Raw genomic sequence first — 12047 nt, 5'->3', positions numbered from 1 at the left:
AAGATTACGATCGCTCCTTGTCTATTTGATTCAATCGTTCTAATACATCAATCATCGAGATGAAATCTTCAAGCATTTTCATCGTTTCATCAAGACGATGTTCATTCCCGCTCTTATGATAGCTAGCAGCCGCAACATTTATAAGATTAGACTCTAAATCAATCTGTTCGATTGTTTTTGGTGGCACAAACTGTTCATTATAGAAATAAAACGGTTCGTTGATTCGAAACAACCTGTTTATTTTTTGGACGTTTTTATTGATATCGCCGCTCCCTTTTAACAAGTCGTAATAGGTCGACTTCGTCATACCGGCTCGCTCATATACCCACTTCGGAGATTTTCCCGTCGCTTCAATGTAAAGCTTGATATTTCTACCGACCAATTGATTCAATTCATTTTGATTCATTTTAATCCCCCTTTACTATCAATTCCTTTATTCCAGTTAAAACAAACTAAATAATTAAAAAATAAATTTATAATCTTTAATATGACCATTTAATTCATTTTAAGTTTGTTTTAACCGGAATATCAAGAAACTTTTTAATTGGAGGTCAATTTTTCTAGATTTCTTGCCCACAACGTCCAGTTTGCGATTTTCAGTTATGCTACACTCGACTTACAAAAAAATCTAACGAGAGGACTGAGTCAATGGTCCAAAAACGTCTCCAAACATGGATTGACAGTCAATACGAGAACCCACGCGGCATCGTCGGGACGTACATCGGCGAGAAGATGGTCCGGCAACACCGGGTCGAAGTCGATTGGACGATTGAGCAACTGCATCTTCAGCCCGACAATCGCGTTCTCGCACCAGGTGGGTCATTCGTCATCACGTACTGCGACGGGAAAGGCGACGTGACGTGGGACGGCATCGCAGCGATTGTGCGAGAACAGTTCATCCCCACCGCTTCCGCGCTCGGCCTGACCGCCATCGTCGAGACACGCGGACCTGACTCGCGCGACTATCATACGGTCGCCGTGACGGGACGGAAAGCTTGACCCCAAGTTCTCTCTACACGAAAACACCTCTTTCTTTATATGGAATAAAGAAAGAGGTGTGATGTGTGCGTGTTGATTCCACTATCGATTCGTAATCAATCAATACACCATGTCCGGAGACGTGACATCATATCGGATTCGCGTACCCTCTGTTTCAGCGATTGCCCCTTTTAACGAGGCGATGTCTGTGATCACGGCTTCTCGGTTCGAGTCGGCTTCGATGAATTGGAGCGCCGCCTCGACTTTTGGTAACATACTGCCTGCCATAAAATGATTTTCCTCAATCAACTGCTCAAGGCGAGACGTGGAGATTGTCCCCAGCTTCTCTTGGTTTGGTTGATTGTAATGAATGTATACATTCGATACACCCGTAATGATCATCAAATGTGTCGCTTCGATGGACCGGGCCAATTGCGCGGCCGCAAAATCCTTATCGATGACGGCTTCGACGCCTCGAAGTGTGTACTGCTCTCGAACGACTGGAACACCGCCCCCTCCGGCAGCGATAACGAGATGCCCTGCATCGAGCAAGTCTTGAATGACTGGTGCCTCGACGATTTGAATCGGCTTCGGACTTGCGACGACTTTTCGATAACCGCGTCCGGCATCCTCAATCATGACGTCACCGATTGCCTGCATCTCAACTGCCTCGGTCTCGCTATAAAACGGACCGATCGGTTTTGTCGGCTGATCAAAAGCTGGATCCATGGACGAGACTTCTGACTGGGTGATCATCGCCACGACTTGACGTTCAATCCCGCGACGCGCCAATTCATTCTTCAATAACTGTTGGAACCAATACCCGATCATGCCTTGCGACATCGCCCCACACGTCCCTAAATCCATTGCAGGTGTTTTCTCAGAGTCAGCCATTTGTTGTTGAATCAAAATCGCCCCGATTTGAGGTCCGTTCCCGTGACTAAGCACGACCTCATGTCCCTCTTCGACCAAATCAGCGATGTGGCGCACGGTTTCCATAATGGCCTCCCGCTGTGCCTCTGCCGTGCCATCATCTGTCAAAATCGCATTCCCGCCAAGTGCAATGACAATTCGTTTTTTCATCTGTCCATTTCCTCCAGTTCTTGTTTCAATGCCAAATATATGCCGAGCGCCGTGTCTTGGCCGGACGTACTTCCAAACGTAATGAGACGTTCCCATGCGTCCTGACAATTGGAGAACGGTTCAGTCAAGAGTGCGGTGATAAGCCATTTGAGTTCGCTCGTATATTCCCCCCGTAACGCTGCTTCATAAAACGCGACTGAGCTCCTCGTCGTCCGATATTTAGCCGCCATCACATAGTCGCTCTGCCATTTCATCGGTCGTCCTAACACTTCACACACGGCCATATAGCCGACCAACACGTCATCTCCACTAGGCGTCAATCCTTTGCCGTAGCCGATCAAATGCTTCCCTTCCGCTTGTCCGATGTTCGTCAAGTACTGATACAACGGTTCTTGTCGCTCTCGATAAGCGTGACTCCAATCATGACCTAGCTCATCTAAATGAAGTTCGAGTTGATGAAGGTTCGCGATCAAGTTACTTCGGTTTGGCTTAACCCGTTCCACTTTCATCCGTAGCACCCGGTCCGGGTAAATCGTAACCCCGGTTTGAATATGGTGGATGGTCGCGCCGATGCCGGCCAATAAACAATCCCCGACTCTCCACTCCAATCGATCGACTGTTTTTAAGTGGATCCCAAAAGGCGTGTGTCCATTTTTTGTCGTCCCGATATAGAGTAAGTGTCCACCCATTCGCAGGTTATAGCCGTTTTGAAAGACGGCCTCGACTTGCAGCGTCTGAGGGAACTCTTGAAGGAGAGAGGCAGCATACGTACTGTATGCCGCCCCAATCTGTCTCATGCGTGTTGGACCAATCCAAGTTTTTCGGCGTATGCCTCGAGCGCCTTCTCGAAGCAGGCCAATGGCGCACGAACCGTTCCTGCCCCGACTTGACCGATTCCTGGTTCGCGGTGGGCAATCCCCGTGTTGATGATCGGCGTGATTCCGGTCTCGACGACTTTCCGAATGTCGATGCCGACACAGGCACCTTGGAAGTCCCAAGATGGGATGCTCAAATTCGGGTTGTGGCGATCGCAAATCTCAATCATCTCTTCACTGATCGCTTGCGCCTCACTCGCTCCGGCTCGACCGAGGAAGCGGGTCACGCCTGGTGCCGCGACCATGGCCATCCCGCCGACTCCGTATGTTTCGGTGATGGCGCTGTCCCCGATATCCGGGTTCGCATCGTCTTGGCTATAGCCCGTGAAGAACAATCCTTCCGGCATGTTGACTGGCGCCGTGAACCACTCGTCTCCCATGCCGCTAATGCGAATACCGAACTCTTTCCCGTTTCGGGTCATCGCCGTCACGATCGTTCCGGCTTCGTGTAGTCGCGCTTCGTCGAGGACGGCCTTACATGTGGCCATCATGATGTTCAAAAAGAATTGATCGGTATCAGCGAGGAACTGCAAGACGTCACGCCGCTCCGTGTCAGCCACGTCCGCCAACATGAGATAAGGTGCCAATTCCTTCAATAACAAGACAGAGGCAGCGATATTCCGTTGATGGAACTCATCCCCCATCGTGATCGCCTTCGAGATGATGACGTTCAAGTTGACGCCATCGCCCGTCTCTTGGAGCGTTTTCGAAAGAACCGGCCCGAGCACGTCTTTCATCCAGTGCAATCGCGAGATGACTTCGGCATCATTGGCACCGAATCGCATGACTTTCCCGATCCCTTCGTTCATCGTGCAATACGCCTTCGCGCTACCGCTCCGATTTTCAACGACGAGCACCGGCATATGCCCAGACGTGATCCCACCCATCGGACCGACGGCATTGACGTGATGGCATGGCGTAAAGGTAACTTCTCCACGCTCGAGCATCCGTTCCGCCTCTTCATAATCGTCTGTCCATTGTTCGAAGATGACCGCCCCGATGGCCGCCCCTTTCATCGGTCCCGTCATATCGTCATATGCAATCGGTGGTCCGGCGTGTAACAGCACTTTATCTTTTAGGATAGGGATGACCGTATGCGCCGGAACGACGTCCGTCAAAAACGGCTGGCCTTCTAGGATGGTTTGTACGACTTTCGCATTCGCTTCTTGAATCATGGCTCCGATACTCATTTGTTTTCCTCCTCAAGACATGAGCGCTAACAAGCGCTGTAGATGTGGTTTTCCGCCGGCTGTCGGTTGCCAGTTGTACTGGACGCTTTGACCACCCTCGCTCGCCACGGCTTCCGCGAACGAACGAAGACCTAAGTTAACGACTTTTGGTGCGCGCAACAACTGTTGGATGGCTTCCGATGACTCGACGGTTTGCGGACTCGATGCTACCGTTGGAACAGCTTTTTGTTCAAACTGTGGCACTTCGTTTCCAATCATGCGAAGGGCATATTCGACTGCGGCCACGTTGCTTTCGGCGACGAAGATACCGGCTGATTCAAAGAGTTGTTTTTGGGCGCTGTACCGTTGCGGATCTTGCTCGGTGCCACAAACGTTGACGATGACGTGGACGTTCGGCCGTGACGTCTGAAGCGCTTGTAACGTCGGGAGCAGGGCACCGGCCATATTGTCGTGCGAGCCGTACCCGAGAACGTTATCTAACAGAAGCACAATCGAGTCATTCGTATCACAGTAACGATTGATGAAATCGATGCGCGTCGATGGATCGATCATCGGGTGTGGCTTGCCTTGCGTATACACGTCATCGCCTAAATCGATGACGACATTTCCTTCATAATCGAACGAGAAGCCGTCACGATGCTCCCGGTCTGCCTCCACTCCAAATGAGAGAGCGAGCAAGTCTGCGGTTTCCGCAGCCAACGTGCCGCCTGAGAACAGTCCGACAATTCGTGTCGCCTCGCCCGGGATGTGTTCAACCCGTGTCCGTTCGTCTGTCGACTTGCCGAGTGCGAGTAACGCCGTCTCTTCTGATGTATCTGCGTAGACGACGTGATTGTCTGGGGCCAGACCGTGTTCACCGACGAAGAAGGCCACGACTGGTTTAGTGATTTGTTGAAGTAATTGTTCAATCTCTTCCCGCACTGCTTTGGCAGGCGGTTTTGAGATGACGACGATCGTGTCTGTCGATTCGTCTTGTGCGAGAGCTCGGATGCCTGCTTTCATCGAAATCCCACCGATTTCAGTCGACAGGTCGCGGCCGCCCGTTCCAATCGCATGGGAGACACCCCCACCGAGACGGTCAATCAACGTCGCCACTTCTTGAATCCCTGTCCCTGAGGCTCCGACGATGCCGACGCGCCCCTTTTGAACGACGTTGGTGAAGGCAAGTGGAATCCCTGCAAGAGATGCGGTCCCACAATCCGGGCCCATGACCAACAATCCTTTCTCATCAGCGAACTGCTTCAATTCACGTTCGACGTCGACAGGAACGTTGTCACTGAAAATATGGACGCTCATCCCTTGATTGAGTGCTTTTCTGGCCTCATATTCGACATATTGGCCCGGAATCGACAACAGGGCCAAGTTTGCACCCGGCAATTCTTCGAGTGCCGCCTTCCAAGATCGGACTTCTTTCTTATCTCCCGAATCCTGTTTCGTTTGATTGTTCAAAAAGTCATGAATCGCAGCCAAGAGCGGTTCCGTCTGATCCGTTTCCGCATCGACGACGATACACATGTCTTGTGGCGTCGCCGCCTCTAACTCTTCTGTATAGAATCCAGTACTTTTGAAAATATCAAGGTTGGCAGGGGTCCCCATCATGATGGAGACTTTATTGATGCCTTCGAGACTTGAGACGTGGTTCGATAACACCATCAACGTCACCGAGTCCTGATATGTGTTTTCTTGAATGATTGTTGTCAACATACGGTTCTCTCCTTATGCTTCCGTCGGTTTGACGGTTTCTTTTGTGAACAGCATCGCGATCATTCCGATGACGAGTAAGACTGCTGCCAAGTAAAATCCGGTTTGCATCGATCCAGATTGGTCGACCAAATATCCCGTGAGGTAAGGGGCCAAAATCGACGACGTCATTCCGACGAAGTTATAGACACCGAACACGGTTCCGTACACTTTTTTCGGAGCGTTGTTCGCTACGAATGAGAGGAGGACCGGATCGAGCGCTAACTTCCCAGTCAATCCGTAGATGATGAGCGCCGTGAACAGGAGCGGTGTGCTCTCGACGAAGACGACTGCTAAGATTGATGCGATCGATAATGGCACAAGTACGAATACGAGTGGTTTTTTCTTGCCCATCTTATCCGACAGGTAACCGATCAATAACGCACCTGGGATAGACGCCCATGGGACGAGTGACGAGATGAAACCGACATCGCTTCCTTGGAAACCACGCTCCACTTGCAGGTATTGCGGGAGCCACGTGAGGATCATGAAGAAGCCGTAAAGTGAACAGAAGACCATGACGAACGTTGCGAGCAAGTTGCGATTTTTAAATAGGCTCATGATTTTGAAGTCAGATTTATCGGCCGTGTTTTCGACACGTTCCGGTCTCTTCTCTTTGACGACGAACCAAATCAAAATTCCGGTTAAGATTGTTGGAATCGTCATGAAGTAAAACGGTGTCCGCCAACTCATTCCGAGTTCGAGCGTCAAGTAACTCGATGAGATATAACCGAGCGAAATACCAAGTGCCATCCCGCTGTTGATGATGGCCGTTCCAATCGTCAAAAATTGTTTCGGAATCGCTTCCGATGATAGCGCATATTGCGGACCGTAGTAGGTTCCTTCTCCAAGTCCTGTGATTGCCCGGGCAATCATGAATAAGAGAAAGGTTGTAGCGAGTCCGGTGATACCGGTAAAGAGTCCGAATAGAATAAAACCAGGCACTAAAATGCGTTTACGTCCAAACTTATCGCCGAGTGAACCGGAAGGAATTTGGGCGATAGCGTACGTGAGGAAGAAGACACTGTTGATCAAACCGAGTTGTGCGTTGTTCAATCCGAATTCTTGCGCCAAGTTCGGCATGACCGGGTTCAAGATCGTCCGGTCGGCATACATAAACATCCAACCTAAGAAAAAGACGGCGACGACTTTCCACCAATACGGGATGCGTTCTTTCTTCGCCTCTAAAACGGGTTGAGAGACTGGGGATGTGCTCATGGGGTTACTTCCTTTCTATTTTTGGTATCGCTTACATGTTTACTTTACGTCTCACCCCATAAGAAACGCATAAACAGAAAGAGGGTCTCCGTAACAATTCCATAAAAAAAAGCGCCCTAAGGCGCTTACGAGAGTAAGGCGTATCCGATGCCCGGATACGTTTTCAGTTGATCGGCCGCCCCCATCGCTCCGGCCGATTTTAATTTCTTACGAATCCGACCGATCGTGACCCGCAAATATTCCACTTCTCCCCCATATTCTGGTCCCCAAACGGCTTGAAGCAGCTCACGGTGTTGGACGACTTGATCTAAATGCTTCACGAGCTCTAACAGAAGAGAAAATTCATTTTGAGTCAATTTGACTTCTTGTCCTTGGTGAAACACCCGATTTCGCAAGCGATCGATTTCTACCCCTTTGATCTCGACCGTATTGTCGCGCGTTTCGGTCACGCTCGAACGCCGGAGCACAGCTTTCACCCGAGCAAACAACTCCTCCAACGCAAACGGCTTCGTCAAATAATCATCTGCTCCTAAATTCAACCCGTCGACTTTATCTTTCGCCTGACTCCGCGCCGTCAGTAAAATGACCGGGACGTCTGAGACGGTGCGGAGACGGCGTAAAACCTCAAAACCGTCCATATGCGGCATCATGATATCGAGCAGTACCAAATCAATTTGACGGCGCTCGACATCCTCTAAAAAAGACGAGCCGTCCGGGTAATCATGGACCGTGTAACCGAGCGACGATAAATTGGCTGCCACGAATCGCGCGATTTTCTTCTCATCTTCTACAATCGCAATCGTCTGCATGATTTATTCTTCTCCTTTCGGTAACTCAATATAGAATCGAGTGCCTCGACCCAATTCACTCTCCGCCCATATCTTTCCGCCATGGGCTTCAATGATTCCTTTACAGATTGCCAAACCAAGCCCGGTCCCGCCTTTACGTCGCGTCGACTTCATTTCGACTTGATAAAAACGGTCAAAAATCCGTTCCAAGTGATCTTGGCGAATGCCGATCCCTTGATCTTCGAGGATGAGGGTCCATGTGTTGTCAGATTCGTAAGTCCGAATTTGAATCGTTGGCGGACCGTCACTATAACGAACCGAGTTGGTCAGCAAGTTGACGAGCACTTGTCGGAATCGATTGAAGTCGACTTCGACGACGGCTGGTCCCTGCAAATGATAAGTCGTATACGTATCAATTTGAAGTTCATGAATGATGCCTTCGACATAAGGTTTCAACAGGACCGCCTCGATCTCGACCGGGAAGTTGCCAGATTCGATTTTCGTGATGTCGAGCCAATCGTCGATCAGTTGACGGATTCGTTGGGAGTCTTCTTGAATCCCTTGCAACAATTCATGACGGAATGAGTCTTCCCACGTCACATCTTCTCGCATCAACGTCTCGACGCTTCCGCGAATGTTCGTGAGCGGCGTTTTGAACTCGTGTGAGGCGAGCGAGATCAGATTGTCCTTCAGCTGGTCGATCTCGACTTCCCTGGTCACGTTTCGTACGATATAGCCTTGTCCAATCGAATCAGAGGAATCGACGACCGAGAACGGTTGGACTTGGAAAATCTGCTCGTCTCGCAATAAGCGCAGCGGCGCATTCCCCACCATATGTTCATCCATGAGTTGCTGCCAATCGTCAGCACGGCTCGATGCGTGCAGATCAAAATAAATTTCCATAAAACGGTTCACATATTCGATTTCCCCCGCCTCATTCAAGACGATGACACCTTCTGACATACTGCTCAACGTCGCATGCCATAACGCATTTTGCTTCGTCGTCTCGTCAACGAGAAGCTTATTGTCGAGTAACATCGAGAATGCGTCCGCTAACGTGTGGAGAAAAATGTCTTCCCGCTTCGAAATCGTCTGATTCATCGTCAGCCCGACGAGAAGCATGCCACTGGCCTGTCCCCCGTAATACAGCGCATTGACTTGAAACCGGTAGGCGTCTTGCTGGGTCTCGATAAATTCATACAAGCTCTCTTGCGATAAAATCGCATCTTTTGAGATCACCTGGTCCGGTAGCGAGACGAACAACGGATATGGCAAGATGGCAGATACCTCCCGCAACGTGCTCTGGACAAGCGCAATCGTGTCCGGTGCATGACGGAACGACGTCATGAATTGATTCAGCGCCTGTAACTCTAGATTATTTTGCTCTAATTCATGCGTCCGCACTTTTACTTTTTTCTCGAGTTCCTCGTTCAATCGTCTCAAGTTTTCTTGTCCCGCCCGGACATCATCCGCCATCACGGCAAATTGTTTGGCCAGTCCAATGATTTCTTTTGGAGCCTGAATCGAAGTCAAATGGGTTACCACATCCGGTGCCTCGGCACGGTCGACCATCAATTCGGTCTGATTTACGAAGTCGGCTAACGACTGATTGAGTTTTCGTGACAATACCAATCCGAGCACGAGCATAATCATTGCTACGATTAAAAACAGAATAGTATTCGGGAGTAACGTTTTGGCGATGGCGGATATGATGCTATTCACAGGACGCGCAATCCATACCGTCCACTCATATGTCGGGACTTCTGCATACGTGGCAAGTTGTGATTGTTGTGTTTCCTCATCGTACACACGCCACACATTGCCCCAAAGCGGATCTCCCGACTCACTCGGATTCGTTGCAATCGCTTTCACTTTTGTCAACGGATAGTCGTCTGGATGAAAGACGATTTGATTGCGATCATCGACGACGACCGGGTATTGTAACTCGTTAAAATTGTTATCAATCAGGGTCTCGCCAATCCCTTCTAGGTTGAGTGCACCTAACACGTATCCTTCCATCTCTTCTCGTTCATTAAAAATGGGAGTCGCAATGACAATGAGCGGTTTGCGACTCCCGCCTCTTCCTTGAAACACGTGCGACACATACGTCGTCTCGCTCGTTTGAATCCGTTCGAAGTAAAATCGATTGCTGAAATCCAATCCAATGTTCGAGACCCCATCCTCATTCGTCATCGGAGAGAAGGCGATCGTCTGACCCGATGAATCGGCAATGTACAAATTTTCAAATCTTGAATTATGGCGTTTGATGTTGTCGAGCATCGCTTGCTCCCACTCCACCGATGCGCCCGTCTCCCGAGATAAACTGATATTGACCGCAGCCGTTTGAATGACTTGGCGACTTTGCTCGATATAGTCGTACACAATCGATTGCATCTGTTTCGTCGCGATGTCTTGTTGCGCGAACTCTTCTTTCACGTTTTGGACCGTGTCCGCCAAATAAATCAACAGCGAGAATAGGCCCGAGACGAGAATTAGTAAGATAAAATCAAATAATAGTCTGCCTCTAAACGTTTCTCGCATCGCTCGAATCTGCCGCATCATGTTCATCACCACCTATAAAAAAAGAGTAGCACGGTTTATACTTTTTTTAGATATTCCTCCGCTTTTTTTATGTTTTTGTTATGGCGATGCCGTGACAAAAAAAGAGTTGACCATATATGGCCAACTCTTTTGACTTATCCCCGGCTCTTTCGTGTGACCGCCACGCCACCAAACCCGCTGATGATGGCGATATAGAAACCTAAATCGTAGAACCAACCGGTGTTGTTCACTTCGTAGACGCGATATGTGTCATTGAATAGTCCTAAAACGAGTGACACCGGTGCGATCCACCCGTGCCAGACGCCCCAAAAGAAGCCGGCCGGGTCGGTCGTGTACGTCCCGTCGCCCGGCACACAGCCGCCGAGGACGACAATCAAACTGAGCATGATAGCTAGTAATCCGATTCGTTTCATCATAAATCCCTCCTGTTTGTTGTATTCCCGGTTTTACGGAAAACAGTGCGGCCTGACGTGCGTCAAACGAATGAAAACAAGCAGCGACGCCGTGTCGCTGCTTGTTTGTGTTATCGCCAAAGTTGGACCGTGTTCGCGAACTCGATATCGGTCGCGATCTCTCCGTCGAGGGCATGTAACTCAAAGTCCTTGCCGTCGAGCCACTCCTGAAAATCGAAGATGACCGGGTCGCGGTCGCCGCCTAGGGCGAACCACGTCTCGAGCGTCTCCGGGAAGTAGGCCGCCGTATGAATCGTACCGGCCCAGCTCTTGTACAGCTCCGAGAAAACGCCCTTGTCCGAGTCATTCATGAGCCGGAACGCACTCTCGGCGTCCTGGACGATATGTTGATACATCTTGATTTCCATCATCCGACGTGTTGAATCATCAAGATGGTAGCGATTCTCGTGCTGCAACAGTTCGAAATGGTTCGTGCAGATATTCGACTCGCGGACACGGATGTCGCGCGGTGTCGCCTCGATGACGCGTGTCTTCGACGACTTGTCGTGGACGACATACGTGAACGAGCCGCGGTGTGGAATCTCTTGCAGCAGATCGACCGCCTCTTCGACCGTGGCGCACGTCTCGAGAATAATTCGGCCGATCATCTGGCAGACGAACCCATCTCCAGGCCGCCGGCGGTTAATGAAGTTATAACCCATGGCGAGCCCTTTCTCGTTCATCCCGTCCATCCGGCCAGTGACACGCGAGACGGGCCCGATGACGGCGTAGCCTTCGTCTGGTTGGAACACGTTATAGCGTCCGTCGTATGTCATCGGGTGATAGTCGTAGTTGCGGACGAGGAAGTTGTCCCCCGTCAAAATCGAACAGCCGCTGACCGGATTATTGACCCGGAAATGACCGAAGTGAAGGAGCGTGTCGGCGAGCGTCAACTCGAGCTCGTCCTGCAGACCGAGCAGTTCCTCCCAAATCTTCGGAGCGAACCGGTCGAACGCCTGCTTCGCCTCGCGCTCGTCGATCTCAAAGCGCGGGACGCGGAGCTTCCACTGGTCGGTCCGGTTCTCGAGCAGTTTGCTACGCTTAATATAAGTACCTTGAAAACGGCCAAAGTCGTAATGACTGCCGCGGAATTGTGTGAGTTCACTAGAGACACGTTGCATGCAAAAACCTCCCTTGCGCCTAGTATAACGGACGCAACGG

Annotated in this window: 11 protein-coding genes; 1 reads left to right on the top strand and 10 read right to left on the bottom strand. The window is 50.3% G+C overall.

Translation table 11 applies throughout. The features are described 5' to 3' along the window. Positions 1 to 4: 4 nt before the first annotated feature. Complete coding sequence (locus tag EVJ34_RS10210) at positions 5 to 406, bottom strand: hypothetical protein (RefSeq protein WP_131436348.1); 402 nt, start codon at positions 404 to 406, stop codon at positions 5 to 7. Between the two features lie 242 nt (positions 407 to 648). Between EVJ34_RS10210 and EVJ34_RS10205 the strand changes: the two genes are divergently transcribed. Next, the gene (locus tag EVJ34_RS10205) at positions 649 to 999 is read left to right on the top strand and encodes a class I SAM-dependent methyltransferase (RefSeq protein ID WP_131485505.1); all 351 of its coding nucleotides are present in this window, start codon (positions 649 to 651) and stop codon (positions 997 to 999) included. Between the two features lie 99 nt (positions 1000 to 1098). Here the strand turns inward: EVJ34_RS10205 and arcC are convergent, their stop codons facing one another. The 9 genes from arcC to EVJ34_RS10160 form a co-directional block, all read right to left on the bottom strand. Beyond that, on the bottom strand, positions 1099 to 2061 hold the full coding sequence (gene arcC / locus EVJ34_RS10200) for a carbamate kinase (protein WP_131485504.1): 963 nt from the start codon (positions 2059 to 2061) through the stop codon (positions 1099 to 1101). Further along, positions 2058 to 2858, bottom strand: coding sequence for an oxamate carbamoyltransferase subunit AllH family protein (locus EVJ34_RS10195; protein ID WP_131485503.1), 801 nt, complete (start codon positions 2856 to 2858; stop codon positions 2058 to 2060). Before EVJ34_RS10195 ends, arcC begins: the two co-directional genes overlap by 4 nt. Beyond that, positions 2855 to 4126 carry a YlbE family protein gene (locus tag EVJ34_RS10190; RefSeq protein ID WP_201739937.1) on the bottom strand — a complete coding sequence of 424 codons (1272 nt, stop codon included), beginning with the start codon at positions 4124 to 4126 and terminating at the stop codon, positions 2855 to 2857. The genes EVJ34_RS10195 and EVJ34_RS10190 overlap by 4 nt, the downstream gene beginning before the upstream one ends. A 12-nt stretch (positions 4127 to 4138) precedes the next feature. Then, positions 4139 to 5830, bottom strand: coding sequence for an acyl-CoA synthetase FdrA (fdrA, locus tag EVJ34_RS10185; RefSeq protein ID WP_131485502.1), 1692 nt, complete (start codon positions 5828 to 5830; stop codon positions 4139 to 4141). A 12-nt stretch (positions 5831 to 5842) separates the two neighbouring features. Then, on the bottom strand, positions 5843 to 7084 hold the full coding sequence (locus tag EVJ34_RS10180; protein WP_131485501.1) for an MFS transporter: 1242 nt from the start codon (positions 7082 to 7084) through the stop codon (positions 5843 to 5845). 125 nt (positions 7085 to 7209) lie between these two features. Next, positions 7210 to 7893 (bottom strand): response regulator transcription factor, encoded by a 684-nt coding sequence (locus EVJ34_RS10175; protein WP_131436355.1) that lies wholly within the window; start codon positions 7891 to 7893, stop codon positions 7210 to 7212. A 3-nt stretch (positions 7894 to 7896) separates the two neighbouring features. After that, positions 7897 to 10434 (bottom strand): sensor histidine kinase, encoded by a 2538-nt coding sequence (locus tag EVJ34_RS10170; protein WP_161568904.1) that lies wholly within the window; start codon positions 10432 to 10434, stop codon positions 7897 to 7899. A gap of 134 nt (positions 10435 to 10568) precedes the next feature. Continuing rightward, the gene (locus tag EVJ34_RS10165) at positions 10569 to 10847 is read right to left on the bottom strand and encodes a hypothetical protein (RefSeq protein WP_201739687.1); all 279 of its coding nucleotides are present in this window, start codon (positions 10845 to 10847) and stop codon (positions 10569 to 10571) included. A 110-nt stretch (positions 10848 to 10957) separates the two neighbouring features. Continuing rightward, a complete protein-coding gene (locus EVJ34_RS10160; RefSeq protein ID WP_131485499.1) occupies positions 10958 to 12007 on the bottom strand; it encodes a C45 family autoproteolytic acyltransferase/hydrolase in 1050 nt (349 codons plus the stop codon). Positions 12008 to 12047: the final 40 nt, after the last annotated feature.

It is taken from the genome of Exiguobacterium sp. SL-9 (genome assembly GCF_004336985.1).
In the GTDB taxonomy this organism is placed as follows: Bacteria; Bacillota; Bacilli; order Exiguobacteriales; family Exiguobacteriaceae; genus Exiguobacterium.
Note: the sequence above shows the minus strand (reverse complement) of the source record. Positions and strands in the feature narration are given on the sequence as shown.

Bases quoted from the DNA above. Each gene is read 5' to 3' on its own strand.
- EVJ34_RS10190 (WP_201739937.1), bottom strand. From the start codon at position 4,126: ATGAGTATCGGAGCCATGATTCAAGAAGCGAATGCGAAAGTCGTACAA.
- EVJ34_RS10205 (WP_131485505.1), top strand. From the start codon at position 649: ATGGTCCAAAAACGTCTCCAAACATGGATTGACAGTCAATACGAGAAC.
- EVJ34_RS10195 (WP_131485503.1), bottom strand. From the start codon at position 2,858: ATGAGACAGATTGGGGCGGCATACAGTACGTATGCTGCCTCTCTCCTT.
- EVJ34_RS10165 (WP_201739687.1), bottom strand. From the start codon at position 10,847: ATGAAACGAATCGGATTACTAGCTATCATGCTCAGTTTGATTGTCGTC.
- EVJ34_RS10210 (WP_131436348.1), bottom strand. From the start codon at position 406: ATGAATCAAAATGAATTGAATCAATTGGTCGGTAGAAATATCAAGCTT.
- arcC (WP_131485504.1), bottom strand. From the start codon at position 2,061: ATGAAAAAACGAATTGTCATTGCACTTGGCGGGAATGCGATTTTGACA.
- EVJ34_RS10170 (WP_161568904.1), bottom strand. From the start codon at position 10,434: ATGATGCGGCAGATTCGAGCGATGCGAGAAACGTTTAGAGGCAGACTA.
- fdrA (WP_131485502.1), bottom strand. From the start codon at position 5,830: ATGTTGACAACAATCATTCAAGAAAACACATATCAGGACTCGGTGACG.
- EVJ34_RS10175 (WP_131436355.1), bottom strand. From the start codon at position 7,893: ATGCAGACGATTGCGATTGTAGAAGATGAGAAGAAAATCGCGCGATTC.
- EVJ34_RS10180 (WP_131485501.1), bottom strand. From the start codon at position 7,084: ATGAGCACATCCCCAGTCTCTCAACCCGTTTTAGAGGCGAAGAAAGAA.
- EVJ34_RS10160 (WP_131485499.1), bottom strand. From the start codon at position 12,007: ATGCAACGTGTCTCTAGTGAACTCACACAATTCCGCGGCAGTCATTAC.